Source organism: Neorhizobium sp. R1-B (assembly GCF_004368875.1).
Taxonomy (GTDB): Bacteria; Pseudomonadota; Alphaproteobacteria; order Rhizobiales; family Rhizobiaceae; genus Neorhizobium; species Neorhizobium huautlense.
In genome coordinates, this window is the sequence record NZ_SOEM01000010.1 from 163,780 (window position 1) to 186,121 (window position 22,342).

The window sequence follows — 22,342 nt, forward strand, 5'->3', positions numbered from 1 at the left end:
ATGGTTGCTCGATCACTGATGTTTCAGGGAACGGGTTCGGACGTCGGCAAGTCGTTGGTCGTGGCGGGCCTTGCCCGCGCCTTCACGCTCCGAGGTCTGAAGGTTCTGCCGTTCAAACCGCAGAACATGTCGAACAATGCGGCGGTAACGGCCGACGGTGGTGAAATCGGCCGGGCGCAGGCATTGCAGGCCCGTGCCGCCAAGGCGCCGCTCAGCGTCCACATGAATCCTGTCTTGCTGAAGCCGCAGAGCGAAGTTGGCGCGCAAGTGGTGGTGCAAGGCAGGGTCGAGGGCAATGCCAAGGCGGCCGAATACCAGGATCTGAAGCCGAAGCTGATGCCGCGCGTGCTGGAAAGTTTCGAGCGTCTCCGAAATCAGGCGGATCTCGTGCTGGTCGAGGGCGCCGGCAGCGCCTCGGAAATCAATCTGCGCCAGAACGATATTGCCAATATGGGCTTTGCCCGGGCAGCCGACGTGCCGGTGGTGCTGATCGGCGATATCGACCGCGGCGGCGTGATCGCCAGCTTGGCCGGTACGAAGCTTGTGCTCGAACCTGAAGATGCGGCGATGATCCGCGGCTTTATCGTCAATCGCTTTCGGGGCGATCCAACGCTGTTTGCCGACGGCATGCGGATGATTGCGGAACTGACACACTGGAGGTCGATTGGCCTTCTGCCGCACTTTGCCGATGCAGTCCGCCTGCCGGCGGAGGACGCGCTCGGTCTCGCCGGCTCCTATACCCGGAAGGCGGGGGCGAAGATCCGCATCGCCGTGCCGATCCTGCCTCACATATCGAACTTCGACGATCTCGATCCGCTGGACGCCGAACCGGATGTGGAAATCGTCCGCGTCCGGCCCGGCGAGGTCATTCCGGTGGATTGCGATCTCGTGCTGCTGGTCGGCTCCAAGGCAACGATATCCGATCTGGAGGCGCTAAAGGCGGCTGGTTTCGATATCGATATCGCCGCGCATGTGAGACGCGGCGGACGTGTGCTGGGTCTCTGCGGTGGTTATCAGATGTTAGGCAGCCGGATTTCTGATCCCGAGGGTATAGAAGGTCCACCGGGGGCGGTTGATGGACTTGGTTTGCTCGATATCGAAACAGTGCTGACCGGCGACAAGCGGCTGGAAGCAGTTTCCGGCAGCAGTTTCGACGGAGTATCATTAGTCGGCTATGAAATGCACGTGGGCCGGACGACCGGGCCGGATTGTGCGCAGCCGTTTTCGGTCGTCGGCGGCAAGGCCGACGGGGCGCTGTCTCGCGACGGACGAATCTGCGGCACCTATCTGCATGGCCTGTTTGCCGATGACCGGCAGCGCTCTGCCTGGCTTGAGCGGCTGGGTGGCGGGGCGTCCGGGCTGAACTACGAAGCAGGTGTGGACGAAGTGCTCGACCGCCTTGCTGCCCATATGGAAAAGCATCTCGATCTTGACGGATTGCTCAGACTTGCCAGATGATCCACGCCAGGACGCCGAAAAGGCTGATCAGCAAACCGTCCGCGACCCGGGCCAGTTTCAACGCGCGAACGATGTCCTCATGGGTAAGTTCCGTACGTCCGCCGGCGCCCATGAAACACGCCTCGATCATCTGGCCGCCATAACTCCGCGGCCCTGCGAGCGCTATCCCAAGCGCGCCGGCCATCGCCGCCTCAGGCCAGCCGGCATTCGGGGACCGGTGATGCCGGGCGTCCCGAAAGATAGCCTTCATCGCGTCTTTCGGCGAAGCATTGGGGATGAAGAATGCGGCAACGACGAAAAGCAGCGCACTCAGGCGCGAAGCGGGCAGGTTGATCACGTCGTCGAAGCGCGCCGCGGCCCAGCCGAACGCCTCGTGCCGCGGCGATCGGTGACCGATCATGCTGTCGGCGGTATTGGCGGCCTTGTAGGCCGCGCCACCGGCCAATCCACCGAGGCCCAGCCAGAATGCCGGCGCCACGACGCCGTCGGAAAAATTCTCCGCCAGGCTTTCGATTGCCGCGCGGCAGACGGCGGCTTCGTCGAGTTTCTCCGGATCTCGCCCGACGATCATGGAAACAGCCTTTCGTCCGGCGTTCAGTCCGCCGTACCTGATAGCGTCAGCGACGGCCGCGACATGCTGTTCGAGACTCTTCTGGGCGGGCAGGCTTGCGGCAACAACGGCAAGCAGGATCGACCCGAAGGGCAGGAAGAGAAGCCCATATTCGAGCGCCAATGCCACGACGATCACCGTGCCGAGCAGTACCAACAGGGTAAGAATGCCATTGCGCCTGCGCCTGGCAAAGTCATCTTCTTCCCGGTTCCAATTGGTGTCGAGCCGGGATATCAGCCCGCCTATCCAGGTAACCGGATGGCCGATGCGGCGAAACAGCCAGTCCGGATAACCAAAGATCCGCTCGATGATCAGGGCAAAAAATGCGAGAAAGAACATGCCGGTGATAAGGCCTGAGGTTGGCGATCCGATACAGCACGGCGGCAATCTTGCTCAGGCGCGAGCGTCGTTTCCCGATGCGCCCGAACCGTGGATCGATCTTTCCACCGGTATCAATCCGCATTCCTATCCGCATTCTCCCATTCCGGGCAATGCCTTGGCGCGACTGCCGGAGCCGTATTTGGCTGAACGGCTGAAGATACTGGCAGCGCGGGCATACGGAGCACCTTCTGCGATGCATGTTGCCGCTGGGCCGGGAACCCAGATCCTTCTGCCTGTCATTGCCGGCCTTGCTGCGGACTGGGGCGGAGGCAAGGCGGTGGTCCTCTCTCCTACCTATGCGGAACATGCTCGCGCCGCGCGGCTTGCAGGCCTTGAGGTGACCGAGACGGAGGATATGGAACGGCTGGCGGATGGCCGTCTGGCGATCATCGTCAATCCGAACAATCCCACCGGCCGGATTGTCCAGCGCGGCGATCTTTTGACTCTTGCGGCCGTGATGCGTGCCAAGCGCGGCCTTCTTGTCGTCGACGAGGCCTTCATGGATGTCTCTGAAGCGGAGAGCGTGGCGGGCGCAGTCGATGCAGGAGGCTTGGTCGTCCTGCGTTCCTTCGGCAAATTCTATGGCATGGCGGGGCTTCGGTTAGGCTTTGCCATCTCGCATCCCGAGACCGTCGTGAAAGTCGAGAGCCGCCTCGGCCCCTGGGCGGTCTCCGGTCCGGCGCTGCACATTGCCGGCGAAGCGCTTGCCGATGCCGACTGGCAGAAGGCGATGCGGGAAAAGCTGAAGGCGGATGCGGCGCGGCTCGATGCCGTGCTCGCAGAAGCGGGCATTTCCGTCGCGGGGGGTACCTCGCTCTTCCGCTTCATCCGCGACACGCGGGCGCAGGCGATCTTCCAGCATCTCGGCGAGCGCGGGATCATCATCCGACGGTTTGCGGAGCGCCCGGGGGATCTCAGAATCGGCCTGCCCGCTGCGGAAGATTGGCCACGCGTGGAGCAAGCGCTGCGAACTATCTAACCAGGGAGCCGAAGCTGTCGCGCCAGGCGGGCTGCGCATCCGGCACCGGTAACGCGGTTGCTTCGTAGACTCCGCGCGCCACTGCGCGCGCCGTTACCAGCGTCCCAAGATGGCATATCTCCAGAAAGTCTCCTGGGTCATTCAGGGACCTGGCGCCGGTCGCTGCAGAAAAGATCGTATCGCCATCGCCCGGCAGATGGGTCGGCAGGACGGCCCGGGCAAGCCCGTCATGCGCCATGATCGAGAGGCGGTGAGCCTCCGCCTTGCTCAGCCCCGCGTCGGTCACCACAACACCGATTGTCGTCGCAATCCTGTTACGACCCTTCATGCGCAGCCGATTGTCGAAGTTCTGCGGCAAGCCGAGCCCGCCGTATTCGCCATTCTCCTCGAAGGGAGCGGCCCAGAAATGCGGACCGTCGCCTACCGTCGCGGAACCCATAGCGTTGACCGCCATCAGTGCCGCAACGGTATGGCCGGCTGAAGTTCTGGCACTCGATGATCCGATTCCGCCCTTGAAGGTAGCGGTGGTGGCGCCGGTTCCTGCGCCCACCGTGCCAAGGGCGAAGGAACCCTTTGCCGCCGCCTCGAAAGCCTCGTACCCCATCTCTCGATAGGGCGAGTGAAGTCCCCAGTCCTTGTTGCCGCCGTTCAGGAGGTCCATCAGAATCGCCTGCGGCACGATCGGCACCCGGACCGGGCCGACGTCGAAACCACGACCTATCTTGCGGAGGCCCGCCTGGACGCCCCCTGCGGCATCGAGCCCGAAGGCCGAACCGCCGGAGAGCACAAAGGCATCGATCGCCTGCACCGTCATGGATGGATCGAGCAGCGCAGTATCCCGCCCGCCCGGCGCGCCGCCGAGCACCGAGCCGGAAGCGACTGCCGGTTCGTCGAAAACGATTACCGTCACGCCCGAACCCAGCACATGATCCGTAGCGTGGCCCACAGCCACGCCCTCGATGTCGGTGAGCAGGTTCAGCGGCTGAGACATCCGATCAGATGACGTCGAACTTGACGCCCTGCGCCAATGGCAATGTGCGGCCGTAGTTCAGCGTATTGGTGGCGCGGCGCATATAGGCCTTCCAGGCATCCGAACCGGATTCGCGACCGCCGCCGGTTTCCTTCTCTCCGCCGAATGCCCCGCCGATCTCGGCGCCCGAGGGACCGATATTGACATTGGCGATGCCGCAATCGGAGCCGTGCACGGATACGAAAGTTTCGGCCTCGCGCATGTCGTTGGTGAAGATCGAGGAGGAAAGGCCCTGCGGCACGTCATTGTGCAGCGAGAGCGCCTCATCGAAGCTCGAATACTTCATCACGTAAAGGATCGGAGCAAAAGTCTCTTCCTTCACCGGACCTGCCTGAGCAGGCATTTCCACGATTGCCGGGCGCACATAGTAGGCATCGGTCGAGCTTTCGGCATGGACGCGTTCGCCTCCGACCACTTTCCCGCCAGCGGCCTTAGCGGCCTCGAGCGCCTTCTGCATCTTGTCGAAAGCAGCCCGGTCGATCAGGGGGCCGACGAGGTTGCCGTTTTCCAGCGGATTTCCGATGGTGACCGACTGATAGGCTTTGACCAGGCGTGGTACCAGCGTGTCGTAGACGCTGTCATGGACGAACAGGCGGCGAAGCGTGGTGCAGCGTTGTCCGGCCGTTCCCATGGCAGCGAAAGCAACGCCCCGCAGCGTCAGGTCGAGATCCGCGGTGGGCGTCACGATGGCCGCGTTGTTGCCGCCGAGTTCCAGAATGGAACGGGCGAAGCGCTGCGCCAGGCGCGGCCCGACGGCGCGGCCCATGGCCGTCGATCCGGTCGCCGAAACCAGCGGCACCTTCTCGTGATCGACCAGGATCTCGCCGATCGCGCGCCCGCCGATCAGCAGCGTGGAGAGGTTCTTCGGTGCCGTATTGCCTTCTGCAACATAGCGGGCCAGCGCCTTTTCGAAGATCGCCTGGGTTGCAAGCGCGGTCAGCGGGGTTTTTTCCGAAGGTTTCCAGACGGTCGAATTGCCACAGACGATGGCGAGGGCCGCATTCCAGGACCAGACCGCGACCGGGAAATTGAACGCTGAGATGATGCCGATAGCCCCGAGTGGATGCCAGGTTTCCATCATGCGGTGATCGGCGCGTTCGGTGGCAATCGTGAGACCGTAGAGCTGGCGGGAGAGCCCGACCGCGAAGTCGCAGATATCGATCATTTCCTGCACTTCGCCAAGGCCCTCCGAGGTGATCTTGCCGACTTCCACCGACACCAGTCGGCCGAGCGCCGATTTGGCCGCACGCAGCTCCTCGCCGAGCAGCCGGATCAGCTCGCCTCGCTTTGGAGCAGGCACGGCCCGCCATTCCAGGAAGGCGGCATGGGCGGCTTCGATCGCCTTTCCGGCCTCCTCAGCCGAAATCTCCGGCAGCTTGCCGATCTCGGCGCCAGTGATCGGCGAGCGGACGACAAGCGTGCCGCCGGTATAGCTTTCGGCTTTTACGCCAAGATCGCTCAGAATGCTTTTCACCTCGGCGGCGAGATCAAGAGTGGCAAGGGTCATATCGGTCTCCGGAATTCAATGTCAGTCAATCTACAAATCGGCGATGGTTTGACAATCAGAACCGTTCGCCGGCGAAGTGGGCAATCTGTGCGCCTGCTTCATAGTAGGCTTCCTTGAGAGAGCGGAAGCCTGGCTCCGTCGTATCGGTCAGCGGCAGCGGCAGTTCGGCTTCTGAAATCTCGCCTAGTACATGCGCGGCGAGCACTTTTCCGAATGTCGTTCCGGGGGAAATGCCGCGGCCGTTATAGCCGGAAAAGCCGACGGCGTTGCGGCCGAACTTGTGGAAGCGCGGCAGCGCATTGTCGGTCATGCCGATCAGGCCGTACCATTCGGCCTGGAATTCCACCTCGCCGAGTTGTGGGAAGATACGTTTCAACGAACGTCGCGCCCAGGCCTTGTGGATGGCGGTACCGGTGCCGCGCAAAGCCCCGACCGAACCGAAGATCAGGCGCCCCGCCTGATCCATGCGGAAGGAAGAGAGTATTTCCTTGGTGTCCCAGCAGCCTTCGCGACCGGGGACGATCGAGTGGCGGAGGTTGTCGCCGAGGGGTTTGGTGGCGAGGTTGAAATAGGGCAGATGGACCTGTTCGCGGCGAACCTGTTCCCAAGGGCCGGTACTGTAGGCATCCGTGGCGACGATAATCCAGTCAGCCGTAACTTGTCCGTGAGCAGTCCTGATGAACTTCTTGCCATTCACTTCGCCGGTTTCGATCGCCGCGCTGCCTGTATGAAGTTTCGCGCCTGCCCTGACGGCGGCATGGGCCAATCCGCGGGCATAGGCAAGCGGCTGCAGCGTACCGGCGCGCATATCGAGCAGCGAACCTGAATAGGCCTTGCTGCCCGTGCGCCGTTCGGTTTCCATGGCGTCCAGCAAAGTGACCGGGGCGCCGCGTTTCTGCCATTGGCGGGCGCGCTCCTCGAGTTCCTTCATGCCATCGGCGCCAACCGCGCAATGCAGCGTACCGTTCTTCTCCAGCTCGCATGCAATGCCGTGGGTCTCGATCAAGTCGCGGACGAGATAGGGGCCGTGTCCAAGAAGATCGAGGGCCCGTTCGCCGTAGAGCGGGCCGAGTTCCTTCGTAAAATCGTCAGGCATGACCCACATGCCGGCATTGATCAGGCCGACATTGCGACCCGCGCCGCCGAAGCCGATCTCTGCAGCCTCCAACAGCCTCACATCGACGCCCTTCTGGGCGAGATGCAGTGCGGCCGACAGACCGGTATAACCTCCTCCGACAATCGCCACATCCGCGGTAACGAGTTCTTCCAACCGCGGCGTCACGGGAGGAGCGGGAGCGGTCTTTTCCCAGAGGCCGTGAGAGCGGGGATCGTTCAACATGATGGAAATGTCCGGAAGTGGCGCTTCAGACTCTTTACAGAGGCTCTTTATCCATGAATATCGACATGTTCTCAACAGGTCATTCGCTGGAGGAATGACATGCTGCCGCCCCGGCGCTTCCTTCCCTCGTTTTCTTTGCTCGCAGCGTTCGAAGCGGCGGCCCGCACCGGCAGCGTCACGGCGGCAGCCAACGAACTCGGCCTCACCCAGAGCGCCGTCAGCCGCCAGATCTCGGCGTTGGAAAAGCAACTCGGCGTGGCACTGTTTCTTCGCGAGCGCCAGACAATCCGGTTGACGCTTGCCGGTGACGGGTATGCCCGAGAGGTTCGCGAAGCGCTGCGGCGGATTTCGAATGCCTCCCTGAATCTCAAAGCCAATCCATCCGGCGGTACGCTCAACCTTGCCATCCTGCCGTTCTTTGGTACCCGTTGGCTCACTCCGCGGATTGCGCATTTTCTCGAGGCCCATCCGGGCCTGGTCGTGAATCTCATCACCCGGCTCGAACCCTTCGATTTCCGTTTCGATACGCTGGATGCCGCGGTCCACTTCGGCGTGGCACGCTGGCCGGGCGCTGCGCTCACCTTTCTGATGGACGAAGCGGTGCTGCCGGTCTGCAGTCCGGAATTTAAGGCTCGACATGAAATTCAGGCGCCCGGGGATGTGTTGAAGGTGCCGCTGCTGCATCTCAATACGCGCCCGGACGCCTGGGAGCTGTGGTTTTCCCAGAACGAAATCCCGTTCGAAACCTTGCACGGAATGCTGTTCGATCAATTCATGCCGATGGTCGAGGCTGCGTCGGCCGGCCTCGGCGCGGCGCTCCTGCCACGCTTCCTGATCGACCGGGAACTGGAGCAAGGGCTGCTGGTGCCGGCCGCCAAAGGCCGGGCTATGGAAACCGGACAATATTATCTTGCCTATCCGCCCGACCGCGCCACCTATCCTCCGCTCGCCGCGTTCCGCGACTGGATACTGCAGGAGATCCGGGCGGACCGGCTTGCGAACGGCAACCGCATCGGCCAATAGTCGGATATGTGCCATCACGATCGCAAAGGCGATCAACCGACGGGAAGACGTCCATGAAGCCCATCTTCGTGCAGCTTCGCTGCAAGCCCGGTCAGACCTATGAAGTCGCCGACGCCATCTACAAGACGGAACTCGTCTCCGAGCTCTATTCGACAAGCGGCGACTGGGACCTTCTGCTGAAGATTTACATCAAGGACAGCGACGAAATCGGGCGGTTCGTCAACGAGAAAATCGCGTCGATACCCGGCATCGAACGTTCCTTGACGACAATCACTTTCACTGCCTTCTAGTACGCATGAAAAAGCCGCCCGGAGGCGGCTTTTGAAGGTGCTTAAATCAAATTTCAGACATGCGCCGTCGGCGCCGCGTTGCGCGAACGAACAAGGTCGCGAATGGCAAGGCGCACCTCGTCGGCAGAGCCAAAGCGCTGTTCGTCGAGATCGATGACGTGGAATTTCACGGCGATGAACTTCAGCCGATCTGCGTCCGGAATGACAATACCGACGGGCTCGCCGCCGAATTCGATAACTTGCTTCTGCATGGCAGACTCCCGCATTGACTGCTTGATAGGCAGCTCTGGCGAATGAAAATTTTCAGGAATGATGGAACTGAAAGCGTTACATTCGACAGCACGGAAGGGAGCGGCGATCCGTGCCAATCATGTTGGACGCATCCCCACCGAAGGCGGCGACGCGGACGAATTTATACATGTCACTCTCCCTCACGATGTTGCGTGCAAAACCGATCGGACTCACCGATCGAACGAAAACCGTCTGTAGCAAAACCTGACAGCGCGATCAACGAAAATCGGTATAACTAGAATTTTTTTCCGATCGATGACAGGAAGAAGGCGGAATTGTGAAATTTCATTCGCATATTCGCGACCTGCGTCCGTCTGCAATTAAATAGGTGGCGTCCCGGCTTGCGCAAGGCGGAGCAGCGGAAATTTCCATTTCGGTAAGCTGTCAATTTTGCGCGAGAGCGGTTTCGAGCCGCTCGAGCAGTCGGTCGGCGCTGTCGCGGGCAAAGCAAAGCGGCGGGACGATCAGGAGCGAAGCCGGCGCTTCGGTATTCGCCAAGACGCGCTCCCTTCGCAGTAGCGCCGTTATCTTCTCGGCGAGTTCCTCATTCTTGAAGTTCAGGGCAAGGCATAGGCCACTGCCGGTTACATCCTGGATTGCATGATGACGGCGCGCCAGCTGCTCAAGGGCTGATTTCAGGTGGTCCCCGACAAGCCGGGCATTGTCCCGCAAGTCCTCTTCCGACCAGATTTCCAGCATGGCTGCGGCGACCGAACAGGCAACAGGGCTCGGCTTTTCCATCCTGTCGTCTGGGGCGGCCGCGAGATTTTCGCGAGCGAAGCATACGGCAATATCTTCTCCGGGAAGTCCTGCCACCAGGATGTCGGGCGACAGTCCCAGTGCCTCGAATCCCCAAAGATAGCGGCCGGATCTGCCCCAGCCGGAGCGCGTCTCATCGATGAGCAGCAAGCCCTCGTTGCGTCGAAGCGCCTCCAAGATCTCAGGAAGGCCGTCGAAAGGCTGCGTGTAGCCAGCAAGCAGCAGACCGGCCTTATCACCCGCATCCAGGGAATCTATCGTGCCTTGCACGCCGCCGGCACTGTTTATCGCGGGATCGTGGGTTGTCCCCGAAACTCCGGTGATACTGACGATCTCGTGTCGGCCGGTATGGTTGCGCGTGAGCGCCAAGGCGTAGTGAAATGCATCCCGCCACCCGCGCAGGACATATAGGTCATCAAGCCCCGTTGGTGCGAGCGCCTTCAGGCGCTGGGCCAAAAGCTCTGCCGCTTCGAACGGCTCGGAAGAGGGCGCATTCAACAGCAGACGCTGGCGATAACTCGCCGCTGCGACGCGCGGGTGGCCGTGGCCGATCAGCGATGTGTCTTCCCGCAGATCGAGCAGACAGCGGCCCGCAGCGTCGAAAAGATGCTCTTTCCAGCCGCGGACCGGGATGTTCATCTGGACGGGTACCGGTGCATCGGTGACGACTCCCAGGAGTGCTGCCGGCGAGGGGCATAGCCTGGACCAGGTGCCCACCTTCTCCGCCGTACAGAAGAGCGGCGGCAGGAGTTCGGGGTCCCGGCAGAAACGTAGACGTAGCCCGCCAACGGAATTTTCGGCGCCGGCAACGGCACCGATCGGGTCGCCCATACTGAGCTCGTTGCCGTCCGGAAGCGCGCAGTCCAAACCTTCCAGATGCAGTGCAAGGCTTGCTCCCGAAAGAACGATCCGCGATCCGACGCTTTTCAACGTTCCGGCAAAGGGCGCCAGCGCCGGCGTTCCTGCTGGCACGCAAACGTCCACGTGGAGCGCGAAGTTTTCCGGTTCCTGCCGCGGGTCCGCAAGGCTCTTCGAAAGGCGGTATTCGCCGTAGCGCGTGCTGCAGCGCCCGGTTTCCCTGGCGATGCGGGCGAGCATTTTCCAATCGTTTTCCGGGTCGATCCAGTTGCCGCCGTAAAGCAGAGGACTGGTGACGCTGAGATCGACGGTCCGGATCGTTTCCGGATCGATGTCCGGCAGCATGGGGATCATTTCCGGCAGCGGATTTGTCATGCCGGTCGCCTCGAGAAATGCTGCAAACACCAGCGCCGGAGAGATTGCTGTTGCAGCGCGCAGCACGGCATGCCGTTTTTCCGTTTCCTCCTTTGCCTGCGGATCAGCGGGCCGCTGTGCCAGTTTGCTCTCGGCTTCGGCCGTCAGAATTCCCGTGCGGGCGACGACCAGCGGCCAGAGTGCTTCGATCTCCGTGAGAGTGAGCGGATAGAGGTCGTGATAGGCGCGAATGGCCGGTAAGAGTGCCAGGGCATCACCGTCCCGATTTACCAACAGGAATGCGCAGGTATTTGCCAATCCCGCAACAAGCCAGCTCTTGGCGATTCCGGTAAAATCCGTCACGCCGGTCGGCAGCCAGCCGGCCTCCGTCGTGTTGCCCACGACGGTTCCGGCATCCAGGTTCTGGTGGACGGCCGCGATCCGCAGGCCTGGGCCCAGCGGCTGGATGCGCCTCAGCGCCGTCACCATGGCCTTGGCAATGACGTCGCGTGTTTCCTGATCGGTTACTTCAGCCAGGAGCGTTACCGTCTGCGGGCCTGCCTTTCGCAGATCGCTCTCCGGCTCACGTTCCAACAGCGGATTGTCAACGCCTTCGAGGCTTCTGGTGAGTGCCGCCGAGATCGATCCGAAGGCGGCGATCCCTTTATCCGACAACGTGTCGTCCGCAGGCAGCGGAGCACCCTCCAGAAAGGTCAGGAGACGCAGGCGCCTGTCTTCTCCTTCAAGCGGTAGCACAACCGTGTCTGCGCCGTCTTTGGTGAGCACCGGCTCGGGAACCAGCGGGCCGTCGGTGCCGCGCAGAATATGCCGCATCAGCGCGTGTTCGGCCTCGATCTCCGGAAGGGGGGCATCGGCAGGCGCCGTCTTGAGGAGATAGCGCATATGGCCGTTGTCGATCAGGAAATAGGGGTTCTGCCGCCCTTCGATCGGAAATACCTGCCCGGACAGCCCGTAGTGTTCCCGCAAAACTCCCTCCACCGTCTCAATCGCAAGATCGGTTGACGACGCGTCGGTGAGTTCGGGCATGCCGTCGGACATAAGCCTCTCCGGAAGGGGCGCTCCCGAAGAGGATAGAGCGGCGGAACCGCGCGTCCATAGGCTCTCGGCTAGTTAGGCACTGCCTCAGCCCATTCTCTCGGAAGCATAGGAGCCCGGGCTCGGCGGGAAGACAACGGTGCGGTTGCCGTTGATAAAGGTGCGGTGGTGGATATGGGCGTGGATGGCGCGGGCGAGAACCTGGCTTTCCACGTCACGGCCGAGCGAAACATAATCGTCCGGGCTTTGCGCGTGGGTAATGCGCACCGTGTCCTGTTCGATGATCGGTCCTTCGTCGAGATCGGCCGTGACGTAGTGAGCGGTCGCGCCGATCAGCTTCACTCCGCGCTGGTAGGCCTGTTTGTAAGGGTTGGCGCCCTTGAAGCTCGGCAGGAAGGAATGATGAATATTGATGATCCTCCCCGACATCTTGGCGCAGAGCTGGTCGGACAGCACCTGCATGTAGCGGGCCAGCACGATGAGTTCGGTGCCGGTCGACTCGACGACATCCATCAGCTGGGCTTCCGCCTTGGGCTTGTTATCCTTCGTCACCTTGATGTGGTGGAAGGGGATGTCGTTGTTGACCACCAGTTTCTGGTAGTCGAAGTGGTTGGAGACAACGCCGACGATGTCGATCGGCAAGGCGCCGATCCGCCAGCGGTAGAGCAGGTCGTTCAGGCAGTGGCCGAAGCGGGAGACCATCAGGAGAACCTTGATGCGGTCCTCCGCATCGAATATCTCCCAGTCCATCTCGAACTTGTCGGCGATCGGCTTGAAGCCTTCGACGAGTGCCGGGCGCTCGGCGCCTTCTTCCGACAGGAAGCTGACGCGCATGAAGAATTTGCCGGTGTCGAGGTCGTCGAATTGCGAACTGTCGATGATATTGCAGCCCATCTCGGCCAGGAACCCGGATATCGCCGCCACGATGCCGCGCGTCGACTTGCACGATACCCTCAGAACATAAGTCTTCATCTAGATCTCCCTCCTCCGTCGCTGCAGGCTATTCGTGTATACACAAAACATTCCCTAGACAATATTTCGCCCCAAATTCGAAAGGAAATTTGGTTGAAATCATGGCAAGGCTGATATGGTCATGTGTACATAGAAGCCGTTTTGAGCCAAGCGGCGGATATTTTTCGGTTGCTTTGAACTTAAGGCCGGCTGCCTAAAATTCCGTTCCCTTTGCGTCGTCCGGGCGCGTATCGCCGCCGTCTTGCTGTTTCCAGGCAACCATTGGCATTTGCTAAAGGTTCTGATGCCATGTTGCCCGGACTAAAATGGAGGAAGACGTGGAACAGCCGCTTCGACAAAACCGGCCCTCCCGCTTGCACGTGCTTGGTGTTCTCGTCTGTTTCACGATTGCTGCCGGGTCGGCCAAGGCTGAACCGCTGTGCTTGCGAGGGGTGAATCTCGCTGGGGCGGAATTCGGGGAGCTCGGCGCCGAGTACGGCGCCGGATACGTCTATCCTTCCAAGGAAACGATCGATTATTTTGCTGGCAAAGGATTCAACACCGTCCGGTTGCCGTTTCTGTGGGAAAGGCTCCAGCCGGAGCTCCACGAACCTTTCGATGCGGCCGAGTTCAAGCGGCTGTACGATACCGTGATGCTCATTCGTGCAAGCGGCATGGCCGTCATTTTGGATCCGCATAATTATGCCCGCTTCCGAGGGAATTTAATCGGATCTGAAGCCGTCCCGCAGAGCGCTTTTGCCGATTTCTGGCGTCGTCTGGCCGCCGCCTTTGTCGGGGTGGAAGGCGTGGCCTTCGGGCTGATGAACGAGCCTTACGGGGTTTCGGCAGAAGACTGGCTGCTGTCCGTGAACGCTGCGATCGCCGCAATCCGCAAGACAGGAGCCGGCAACCTGCTGCTGGTTCCAGGTACGGCCTGGACGGGCGCCCACAGCTGGACGACGGGCGACTACGGCACGCCCAATGCCTCGGCAATGCTCGGGGTCGAGGATCCCCAGGATCACTATGCCTACGAACTTCACCAATATCTGGATGTGGATTTTTCCGGAAAGAACTCCGAGTGCACGCGGGCGGCGGACGCCGTTAAGGCGGTACAGGATGTCGCCGGTTGGTTAAGAGATCATGGCCGAAGGGGTTTCCTCGGCGAGTTCGCGGCACCGGCCAGCCCGGAATGCCTGACAGGACTTGCCGATATGGTGAGGACAGTCGAGCAAAATGCCGATGTCTGGCTCGGCTGGTCCTATTGGGCTGGCGGCGATTGGTGGCCGGAAGACGAGGCGCTCAACATTCAGCCGACAAAGGAGGGTGACCGGCCGCAGATGCAGGTTCTCTCGAGCTTCTTTTCGGAACAAACCGGCTGCAATCGCTAAAAGTTCAGATAATTGCTTAAGCCTACATAAGCGAGCTTGGGTTATGCGTCGAAAGGATGATCTGGAGATTGCCAAGACGACCATGATGGACGCAGAGAAGACAGCCCGGCTGGAAGTGCAGGAATCGCCGTTGCAGCCGCGGCAGGCCGCCGAGCCTTTCACCTTCGGCAGCACGGTCGGCCTGTTTGCGCCCCCGTCACCGGATACAGCGGTTTCCCGCCTCGCCGTCCTCTTCGCCAGTCCCTGGGGCCTTGAAGAGATGTGCACCCGCAAGTTCTGGCGCATCATTTCCGAGAAACTCGCCGATCGCGGCATTGCGAGCCTTCGCTTCGATTATCCCGGGACAGGCGACGCGCTGGATGGCAAGGATTTTACAGAAGGCCTTTCCGTCTGGTCCGATAGCCTGATTGCCGCAGCCGGGCGGCTCAAGGTGCTTTCCGGCTGTGAGCGGATCGTCGTTGTGTCGCAAGGCCTCGGCGCAGTTGTCGCCACCGCTGCCGCGGGGCAGATCGAGGGCCTGGAAGCGATCGCCTATCTCGCACCAGTCATATCCGGCCGTCCGCACCTTCGCGAGCTCGCCGTCTGGTCAAAGGTCGTGGACGATAACCTCGGCCTTTCCGAGGCGCAGCGGGACAAGTCGGGCGTTTCGATTGCGTCGCTGACAATGCCGGCCGAAATTGCCGCGGACATTCGCGAGGTCAATCTGATGGCGGTGGAGCGGGCGCCTGCGGCGCAGGCTCTGGTAATGGGCCGGCCTGACAGGCCGGCGGACCGGGAATTCGCCTCACGCCTGACGACGCTCGGCGCCAAGGTCACCGAACAGGCCTTTGAAGGCTACGACAAGCTTGTTTCCAATCCGGCGATTTCAAAACTGCCGCTGCCGGTGGCAGACAATCTGGTGGACTGGATCGCGGCTATCCCCGTTCCGGAACGCTCGGCGACGCGGCCTCAACCGGTCGTCGTTTCGCCGCTCGCCGGTGACGGTTTCGCTGAAACCCCGGTCCGTTTCGGGTCGAACAACCGGCTCTCCGGTATCGTCTGCGAACCGCTGCACGAGCGCGGCGCTGCGACGGTGCTGTTCCTCACTTCGGCCTATGACCGCCATGCCGGCTGGGGACGCACGACGGCGGCTATGGCGCGGATGCTTGCCCGATCCGGTATCCCCTCCCTCCGCTTCGATACCGCCAATGCCGGCGACAGCCCGCTCGTGCCCGGCCGTCCGGAACAGGTCCTTTATCATTCCACGCAGAACGGCGATGTATCGGAGGCGATCGATTTTCTTGAAACTCGTGCATTGGCGCCTGTGATTGTCGCGGGACGTTGCAGCGGCGCCTATCTCGGATTTCAGTCAGCCCTGACCGACGTCCGCATCGCGGGCGGTGTGTTGGTCAATCCGGCCGTCTTTCGATGGCGCCGGGGGCGCTCGGTCGAGGATGCCATCGTCAACGGTACCCGCAGCCTCGATGATTACGGAAAACGGGTGCTGCGCGCCGAGACCTTCAAGCGGGTTCTTCAAGGTGACGTCGATCTTCGTGCGGCGATCCGTAATATTGCCAAGGCTCTTACCAAGCGGCTTTCCCACCGGATGACCCACGTTTTTCGGGATTTTACCTCAGAGGGGCGGGAGATCTATCGCGCTTTCGACCGGCTCAAACGCCGCGGCGTCCAGGTCTCGTTGATCTATAGCGAAAATGATCTCGGCCTCGACCACTACAATTTCTATTTTGGCCGCGACGGTGCGGGCCTTGCCCGGTTTCCCAATGTATCGGCGACTATCATTCTGGATGCGGACCACAATCTGACGCCGGATCACGCCCGTGACGTCTATCTACAAGCCGTGCAGCAATTGGCTTTTCGCCTTGCGCCGTCGACCGGCACGGAAAAATCAGAAATATATGGGGCGGCGGCTGCCGAGTGAGCGGACGACACCCTGCGGCCGATCAACCGCAGTAACCTCTGCGACAAGCCGCACGCGTTTCTTATCGCCCGGCGCCAGATGGAACCAGTTGTCGGCAGCGCGGTAGCCTGGAACATCCAGATTGACCGACTGTGCGAATAGGTCGGTTGCAAGTTCCAGCCAGCACCCTGAGGGATCCTCGACCAGCGCCGCGCTTATCTCGGCATCATGAAGTGCAGAGGGGCGTCCGAGCGGAAAATGAAAGGCCTCGGCGAGAATTGCACCTGTCTCGCCATGCCTCAATCGGGCCACGGTCACGTCGTGGGAGGGTGGTCCGAAGCGGTAGGCATAGCCGGTGTCGAAGAAGGCGCCGAAGAGGTCGGTACAGGCCAGGCTTTCGCTGCCCCGACCAGACAGCCTCAGTTCACGTCGGCCGGAAACCACGGGAAGCTTGCCGTCCCGCAAGCAGGCAATCTCCAAACTTACGGGTAAGCTGCCTGGCGTCTCGTTCAGGAGGTGAACATCGAGCCCATTCGTGCCCTCGTCGGTGAAGAGGACTTGAAGCGGCCGAAACGACCTTTTCAACGCGTACCAGGCCGGTTTCGGCAGACCGTCAACGCTGATCACGCCCCATCCGGGGCCCGGCATCACGTCCTGAAAGGTAAATACCAAGGCACCGTTGCAGGTGGAGCCCGGCCGTCGCCATTCGGCAAAGGTAGCTTCCATCACCTCCCCGGTAACGACGCGGGAGAGCATGAGATAGCGCTCAAAGTCATTCTGCCGAAGCTCCTGCGGGTCGACGGCGTAGAGATCGCCGAGATAGTGGTCGCGCACGTCCTCGAAATCCCAGTCGGCACCTCTGTCGCGAGGAATGCCGGCCTTGCCGTCGGCCAATGTCTCGGTTCCGGAAAGGTTGGAAAAGGCCAGGCATTCGGCGGCAAAGCGCACATTCGCCCGCCGCGCATCTTCGAGCGGGCGCTTATAGGCGCCGACGCCGTAGTAATGCGCGACACCGGCATTGGGATGGAAGGGCAAAGCTCCGCCGGAAGGGGAATTAGCCACATAGGGCAGGTCCGGCCGGTATCGAGCGGCGAGCTCTGCCAGAATCTCTTCGCAGAACGCTCCTTTCCAGATGCGCTCCGGCAGACCGAGCATGGCCCCCTGCTGATAGATTTCACTGCCGCCGCAAAGGATAGCAAGCGATGGAGACGCTTGTGTCGCGTTCAGGAACTGGGAGATTTCCTTTTTCACGTGAATCACGAAATCCGGATCGGTCGCGGGATAATCGAAATTGGCGAACATGAAATCCTGCCAGACCAACAGCCCGAGCTCGTCGCAAAGCGCGAAGAAGTCACCGCTCTCGTAGGCCGCGACGCCAGGAATACGGATCATGTTCATGCCCGCATCCCTCGCGAGCCTCAGCCATGGCTCATAGGCGGCGCGCTCGCCCGGCAGTTTCACGATGTCGGCTGTCGTCCAGACGGCTCCGCGGCAGAAAATCTTCTCGCCGTTGATGAGGACCGCGAAGTCATTGCCATCGGTGCCGCGATCGACTGTCATGTTTCGAAAGCCGGTTCTGGCAAGCAACGTCGCCTTTCCGTCGATCTGCAGGGTGACGTCGTAAAGCGCAGGCTCACCATGGGTATGCGGCCACCAGGGTTTTGCGTCAGGCAGACGAAGTTCGGCTGAATATCTTTCGTCGGCGAGCGAAAACTCGGCCTCTTGGCCATTACAGATCAGACGGAGATCGCGTGCCGGGCCCTCATAGGAAAAGGCGACCCTGAGGATGCCGCCCTCGTGGCTGACGAAGTCCGTGGCGATCGAAAGGTCGGTAAGGCAGTCTTCGCCCGGCCTCACCAGCGACACCGGTCGCCATGGACCGACGGCATGGATTTCGGGGCACCAGCCGGGCATGAAGCCCAGCGAGGTGGTGCGAACCAGCCGGAGGCCCTGATTGTTCATGAGCCTTGGGCGCCAGCGGGCACGCGGTCCGGTTTTGTCCAGATGCGGTTTCAGCGCGCGACAACAAATCGACAGGGTCTCGCCGCCGGTCAGCTCTACCGGCACGTCGTGACTTTCGAACATGCTGTCAAACGAGAGGACCAGCCGATCACCGAGATAAACCTCCCCCACCGTGGCGAGGCCGTCAAAGCGAAGGATTGCGGTACCGGGTGCCTCGCCGGCAAGCGAGCGGCGATACCAGGCATCTTTCTCGATCAGAGGCTCCGGTTCATCGCGGTCGAAGCGGCCGGCGGCTTCCAGAGCGGCCGCAGCCGTGCCCGGCACGGCCGCCGGAATATCGTCGAGGGCAGGCGGCAGATGACTTGGCAGCGAATAGGCGTCGCGCTCGCTCAAAAGCAATGACCAGCCCTCCGAAAGAAGACTGGTCTCAGTGCCGATCAGCGAAAGTGCGCTCACGCGGCCTCGCGGGTCTGGGCCAATGTCATGGCCAGTTCTGCCGCCAGCAGATCCCAGGCTTCGACGGCCGGATCGAGCGCCGTTGCCAGCGGGTCAAATTTCTTGCGGGTGACGGCGCGGGCAAGCTGGAATTGCGTAGACTTGGCGACTTCAGCAATTCTCAGCGCATGTTTTTCCGCCTGCGCAAAACCCTTGCTATTCAGCCAGTCGAGATGGCTAGCCAGAAGTTCGAAATTGGCCCCCACCTGCCTCAGCGTGTTGAAGGCATATTTGTGGAAGAAGCCGAAATCGCGTTCGGCCAGGCGCTCGACCTGGGTCGGGAAGACCTCGGCGAAAGCCCGGATCGGATTTTGCTCCGGCCGTCTGGCGAAATGGTGCCGCAAGAGTTTCCACGCCGTCTCCCGCATGTCTCTGGCAGCCGGATAGGTCGCCGGAAACTTTGCAAATTCGGTGTACGGCAGGAAGGGCAGCGCCTCCGGGGCCGCATTCGTCTGGAATAGGCCGTCGAAATCTTCACTGGACAAATGGAAGAAGCCGCCGTTGTGAAAGTAGTCCAGCTCGCGCTTCTCCAGGTCGAGCCGGTTTACCGCCACCGTCGTCTTGCCATGCTCCTGGCGATAGGTCACTCCGCGCGTATCCGGCAGGAAGTAGCTGTCGAGCTCCAGCAGCGTCAACCGGCCGCGGCCGATTTGCTCGAGCACATGCCGCTCCGGCCTGTCGAAGATCGCCAGTTCCGTGACGCGGATGCCGTAAAGCGCTTCGAGATCCTCCAGCGGCACCTTGAAAAAGGTGAACTGGTCGCCCTCAAAATCCTGGGTCAATGTGAAACCCAGCATGGCTTCCGGCGGAAGGCCCTGCGCCGAAAGCACCTCGATCCAGAGGTCCACATAACAATTGGTCTCCGGCCAGATGCGCTCCGCCGAATGTAGCGCATGCGGCCTGTAGCTGGCCGGATCAAGACCGGCTAGAACTCCAGCCATGGCCTTAGCCCCACAGGGTGGCGCGGACGGATTCCGGCCACTCTTTCACGTCGAGACCGTGGGTGTGGAAGAGAGCGAGTGCGATCCGCTCCAGCCCGAAACCGACGCAGGCCGTGTGTGCGACGCTGCCGTCTTCCAGGTTCAGGCCCCATTTCAAACCGAAACTATCCTGATGATAGTTGAAGCTCATGCAGGCGGTCGGCTTGGCAACCGAGGTGATCGGAATCAGGAGCTCGAACTTGAGGTTCTGGTCGCGCTGGTTGTTGACCAGCATCTTGCCGGCGCGGCCGAAGAAGGGGTCGTTGGCGATGTCGATCGTCACCTCGAGGCCGACCGACTTCATCATCTCGACGCCGCGATCCATCCAGCGCTGGCGGAAATCGGTGACGTGTTGTTCCGTGCCCATGCAGACATATTCACGCATGCGGAACAGCTGCTGGCGGGCCGGGTCCTTGGAGGGCTCGTGGCGGAAGCAGTAGCTCTGCAGATCATAGAGAGCGCCGGACTTCGGCAGGTTGCCGCGCCGGGCAACGGTCGGGTAGAGCGGATAGCAGGCGGCCGGCGTCAGCACGATATCGGTCGCTTCCTGACCCTTCGTCCAGTCTTCCTCGCCCACTTCCATGCATTTCAACAGGCTCATGTGGTCGAGCTCGTTGCCGCAGAAGGAATGCACGGTGCCGGCGAGCTGCGGAAAGCTCTTCATGTAGCCGCTCTGCTCGAAGAAGGCGCGGTTCATGCCGGGCGGAAAGCGCATGGCTTCCGCGCCGTCGGCCCCGCCTATCCTGTCGATCAGCCGCTCGAAGGCCGTAATCACATCTTCGAACCGGCCGCTGCGGCCATAAAGCCCGTCGACGCCGGTGTCGATCAGAAGGCCTGCGTCGAACAGGCGGTCGAGAAAGGAAACTTGCATATCCATGGCTTCACCTCATTCAATTCATTTGACGGGCAATCATTGACGGGTGGGCGTCAGCCGAGAAGGCTGGTGTCCGGTTTCTGTACGAGCAGCATGGTCGACGTGTTGCCCAGAATGCGGTCGTTGGAAATCATCAGCTGGGCCGAATGGGCATCGCGCAGATGCCGGCCGAGGCTATAAGGCGTGCCGTTCTTGTAACCCATGATGCCGCAGATGATCATCGCCTGGTTGATGATGGTCAGGATCGTCTCCGACGAGGCGAGCTTGACGTTGTTCATGGCGATCGAAAACGCCATCGAGGAAAGCTGGTCCGGCTCAGCCTTGGCGTCCTCGTAGGCCTTCAGGCCCGAAAGAATGTTCGACTTCAGGAGCTGCAGCAGGTTGGATGTTTCCGCGAGTCTCAACGCGCCGGGCGGCGTGGTGCCATTCGCCTTGCGAGCGGCGGCGCGCACGAAGGCCTGCGCACGCAATACCGCATCGGCTGCGATGCCATACCATACCGCGCTCCAGAGGAGGTGCGACGAGGCAAGCATGCTCTGCGCCGCGATTTCGGCAAACGGTTTCGGGAAGATCTGCGTGACCGGCGCCTCGCCTTTGAAGATAAAGCCGTCAGAGCAGGTGCCCCGCATGCCGAGCGTATCCCAGTCCACCGTCTTTTCCAGCGTATACTGGTTCTTCCTGAAAACGGTCATGACCTGGTCGCCCGGAGCCGCGTCGGCGTGGGCGCGGGAGGTCACCATGATGACATCCGCATGAACGCCGTAAGAAATGACGGTCGCGTCCTTCGTCAGGCGGCAGATGTTTCCGTCGATCTCGATGGCGCAGATGGAATTGCGCAGATTGCCACCGATGCCGCCTTCCGTTGTCGCGGAGGCGACAAGAAGCTGACGGGCGCAAAGCTCGCGCATGAAATCCCTATGCCACTCGCTGTCGCCGCCGTGCTCGACCAGGCTTGACACCTTGATCTGGTGCATGGCGAAGACCATGGCGCTTGCCGCGCATGCCTGTCCCAGGATGGAGCAGACCTCCGCGATCTCCTGTGTCGAAGCCCCCTCGCCGCCAAGCGATATGGGGACCTGAATGCCGAGCAGGCGTTCGGCCCTCATGGCATCGACCGCTTCCTGCGGAAAACGGGCTTCCCGGTCGACGCGGTCGGCATTTTCGGCCGCGACCTCCGCCACTCGGCGGGCACGTGCGCCGAGCGTCATGTCGGCGGCAAAGGCTGGGAGGCTCATCACGCAGCCTCACGGGCTTTCACGATCTGGGCGACCGTCTGCTCGATTGCCGAGATGCTGGCAAAGGACTTGCGATTCAGGAGGCTGTCGGGAAACTCGATGTCGAAAGCCTCTTCGATGGCCAGCATCAGCTGCACGGAGGCAAAGGAGGAAAGCCCGGCCGCATAAAGATCGGCCGCATCTTCAAGTTCGGTCACTGCAACCGGAAGCCCGCCGACCCGTGCCAGCAGTTCGCGAATAGTCTCGTTCATCTCGACATCTCCAATGACTGGAATTTGCGTTCATCGCCGGGAACACTGTCTACGTCGGAAAGCATAAAATTCCGGTAAGAAACGTCGTGAAGTTAGGGCTGCGGGATTCGCTAAAATCCGAGATATCCGCATGGCCAGCTTTGGCTTGACACGGGCGCTCGGCAGGTTTTTGATGCTCGCATTCACCAGGGGGGTCCCGGCAAGGGGCTGAGATACTGCTGGTCGGACGGCTTTGCCGCCGAGGCGCAGTGACCCGTTGAACCTGATCCAGTTCATACTGGCGTAGGGACGGTGCGAGCGCTCACGGCTTTCAGGCGGGATTCCCGTCCATCGGCTCAGGCGTTTTTCCATCATTCCAACACTGGAACTGGGTC

18 protein-coding genes and 1 riboswitch are annotated in these 22,342 nt (G+C 61.4%); of the genes, 6 read left to right on the top strand and 12 right to left on the bottom strand.

The genetic code is table 11. From position 1 onward, the window contains the following. Positions 1 to 1,458, top strand: a complete 1,458-nt coding sequence (locus EDE05_RS15840; RefSeq protein ID WP_132411159.1) for a cobyric acid synthase — start codon at positions 1 to 3, stop codon at positions 1,456 to 1,458. Here the strand turns inward: EDE05_RS15840 and cbiB are convergent. Further along, positions 1,442 to 2,407 carry an adenosylcobinamide-phosphate synthase CbiB gene (cbiB, locus tag EDE05_RS15845; RefSeq protein ID WP_132411161.1) on the bottom strand — a complete coding sequence of 322 codons (966 nt, stop codon included), beginning with the start codon at positions 2,405 to 2,407 and terminating at the stop codon, positions 1,442 to 1,444. The genes EDE05_RS15840 and cbiB overlap by 17 nt on opposite strands. Here cbiB and cobD point away from each other — a divergent pair. Then, positions 2,406 to 3,428, top strand: a complete 1,023-nt coding sequence (gene cobD, locus EDE05_RS15850) for a threonine-phosphate decarboxylase CobD (protein ID WP_132411163.1) — start codon at positions 2,406 to 2,408, stop codon at positions 3,426 to 3,428. The genes cbiB and cobD overlap by 2 nt on opposite strands. Here cobD and EDE05_RS15855 read toward each other — a convergent pair. The 3 genes from EDE05_RS15855 to EDE05_RS15865 are packed head-to-tail and all read right to left on the bottom strand — an operon-like array spanning position 3,421 to position 7,304. Further along, entirely contained in the window at positions 3,421 to 4,419 is a 999-nt protein-coding gene (locus tag EDE05_RS15855) for a P1 family peptidase (protein ID WP_132411165.1), read from the bottom strand. The genes cobD and EDE05_RS15855 overlap by 8 nt on opposite strands. Positions 4,420 to 4,423: 4 nt before the next feature. Next, positions 4,424 to 5,965 carry an aldehyde dehydrogenase family protein gene (locus EDE05_RS15860; RefSeq protein ID WP_132411167.1) on the bottom strand — a complete coding sequence of 514 codons (1,542 nt, stop codon included), beginning with the start codon at positions 5,963 to 5,965 and terminating at the stop codon, positions 4,424 to 4,426. Between the two features lie 55 nt (positions 5,966 to 6,020). Further along, complete coding sequence (locus EDE05_RS15865; protein WP_132411169.1) at positions 6,021 to 7,304, bottom strand: FAD-binding oxidoreductase; 1,284 nt, start codon at positions 7,302 to 7,304, stop codon at positions 6,021 to 6,023. A gap of 99 nt (positions 7,305 to 7,403) precedes the next feature. Between EDE05_RS15865 and EDE05_RS15870 the strand changes: the two genes are divergently transcribed. Both EDE05_RS15870 and EDE05_RS15875 read left to right on the top strand, forming a co-directional pair. Further along, positions 7,404 to 8,327 (top strand): LysR family transcriptional regulator, encoded by a 924-nt coding sequence (locus tag EDE05_RS15870; protein WP_132411171.1) that lies wholly within the window; start codon positions 7,404 to 7,406, stop codon positions 8,325 to 8,327. 53 nt (positions 8,328 to 8,380) lie between these two features. Continuing rightward, on the top strand, positions 8,381 to 8,617 hold the full coding sequence (locus EDE05_RS15875; protein ID WP_105372094.1) for an Lrp/AsnC ligand binding domain-containing protein: 237 nt from the start codon (positions 8,381 to 8,383) through the stop codon (positions 8,615 to 8,617). Between the two features lie 53 nt (positions 8,618 to 8,670). Here the strand turns inward: EDE05_RS15875 and EDE05_RS15880 are convergent, their stop codons facing one another. The 3 genes from EDE05_RS15880 to purU form a co-directional block, all read right to left on the bottom strand. Next, a complete protein-coding gene (locus tag EDE05_RS15880; RefSeq protein ID WP_105372258.1) occupies positions 8,671 to 8,868 on the bottom strand; it encodes a hypothetical protein in 198 nt (65 codons plus the stop codon). 424 nt (positions 8,869 to 9,292) lie between these two features. Further along, positions 9,293 to 11,938, bottom strand: coding sequence for an aminotransferase class III-fold pyridoxal phosphate-dependent enzyme (locus tag EDE05_RS15885; RefSeq protein ID WP_132411173.1), 2,646 nt, complete (start codon positions 11,936 to 11,938; stop codon positions 9,293 to 9,295). Between the two features lie 84 nt (positions 11,939 to 12,022). Next, positions 12,023 to 12,907, bottom strand: a complete 885-nt coding sequence (gene purU, locus EDE05_RS15890; protein ID WP_132411175.1) for a formyltetrahydrofolate deformylase — start codon at positions 12,905 to 12,907, stop codon at positions 12,023 to 12,025. A 317-nt stretch (positions 12,908 to 13,224) separates the two neighbouring features. On the opposite strand from purU, the gene EDE05_RS15895 reads away from it, so the two are divergent. Continuing rightward, positions 13,225 to 14,274 carry a glycoside hydrolase family 5 protein gene (locus EDE05_RS15895; protein ID WP_245505141.1) on the top strand — a complete coding sequence of 350 codons (1,050 nt, stop codon included), beginning with the start codon at positions 13,225 to 13,227 and terminating at the stop codon, positions 14,272 to 14,274. A 43-nt stretch (positions 14,275 to 14,317) separates the two neighbouring features. Continuing rightward, positions 14,318 to 16,192 (top strand): alpha/beta fold hydrolase, encoded by a 1,875-nt coding sequence (locus tag EDE05_RS15900; protein ID WP_245519923.1) that lies wholly within the window; start codon positions 14,318 to 14,320, stop codon positions 16,190 to 16,192. Here the strand turns inward: EDE05_RS15900 and EDE05_RS15905 are convergent. From EDE05_RS15905 to EDE05_RS15925, 5 genes are read right to left on the bottom strand one after another with little or no spacing between them, the layout of a single operon-like run. Next, positions 16,160 to 18,589: a glycoside hydrolase family 2 protein gene (locus EDE05_RS15905; protein ID WP_132411179.1), complete on the bottom strand. Its 2,430-nt coding sequence runs from the start codon at positions 18,587 to 18,589 to the stop codon at positions 16,160 to 16,162. The two genes, EDE05_RS15900 and EDE05_RS15905, sit on opposite strands and share 33 nt — an antisense overlap. Further along, positions 18,586 to 19,569 (bottom strand): DUF1839 family protein, encoded by a 984-nt coding sequence (locus EDE05_RS15910; RefSeq protein ID WP_132411181.1) that lies wholly within the window; start codon positions 19,567 to 19,569, stop codon positions 18,586 to 18,588. Before EDE05_RS15910 ends, EDE05_RS15905 begins: the two co-directional genes overlap by 4 nt. Before the next feature lie 4 nt (positions 19,570 to 19,573). Then, positions 19,574 to 20,485, bottom strand: coding sequence for an amino acid--[acyl-carrier-protein] ligase (locus tag EDE05_RS15915; RefSeq protein ID WP_132411183.1), 912 nt, complete (start codon positions 20,483 to 20,485; stop codon positions 19,574 to 19,576). Between the two features lie 50 nt (positions 20,486 to 20,535). Further along, positions 20,536 to 21,717: an acyl-CoA dehydrogenase family protein gene (locus EDE05_RS15920; protein ID WP_132411185.1), complete on the bottom strand. Its 1,182-nt coding sequence runs from the start codon at positions 21,715 to 21,717 to the stop codon at positions 20,536 to 20,538. Beyond that, complete coding sequence (locus tag EDE05_RS15925; RefSeq protein ID WP_105372086.1) at positions 21,717 to 21,968, bottom strand: acyl carrier protein; 252 nt, start codon at positions 21,966 to 21,968, stop codon at positions 21,717 to 21,719. The genes EDE05_RS15920 and EDE05_RS15925 overlap by 1 nt, the downstream gene beginning before the upstream one ends. Before the next feature lie 177 nt (positions 21,969 to 22,145). Next, a riboswitch (TPP riboswitch) is annotated at positions 22,146 to 22,275 on the top strand. The last annotated feature ends 67 nt before the right edge of the window (positions 22,276 to 22,342 follow it).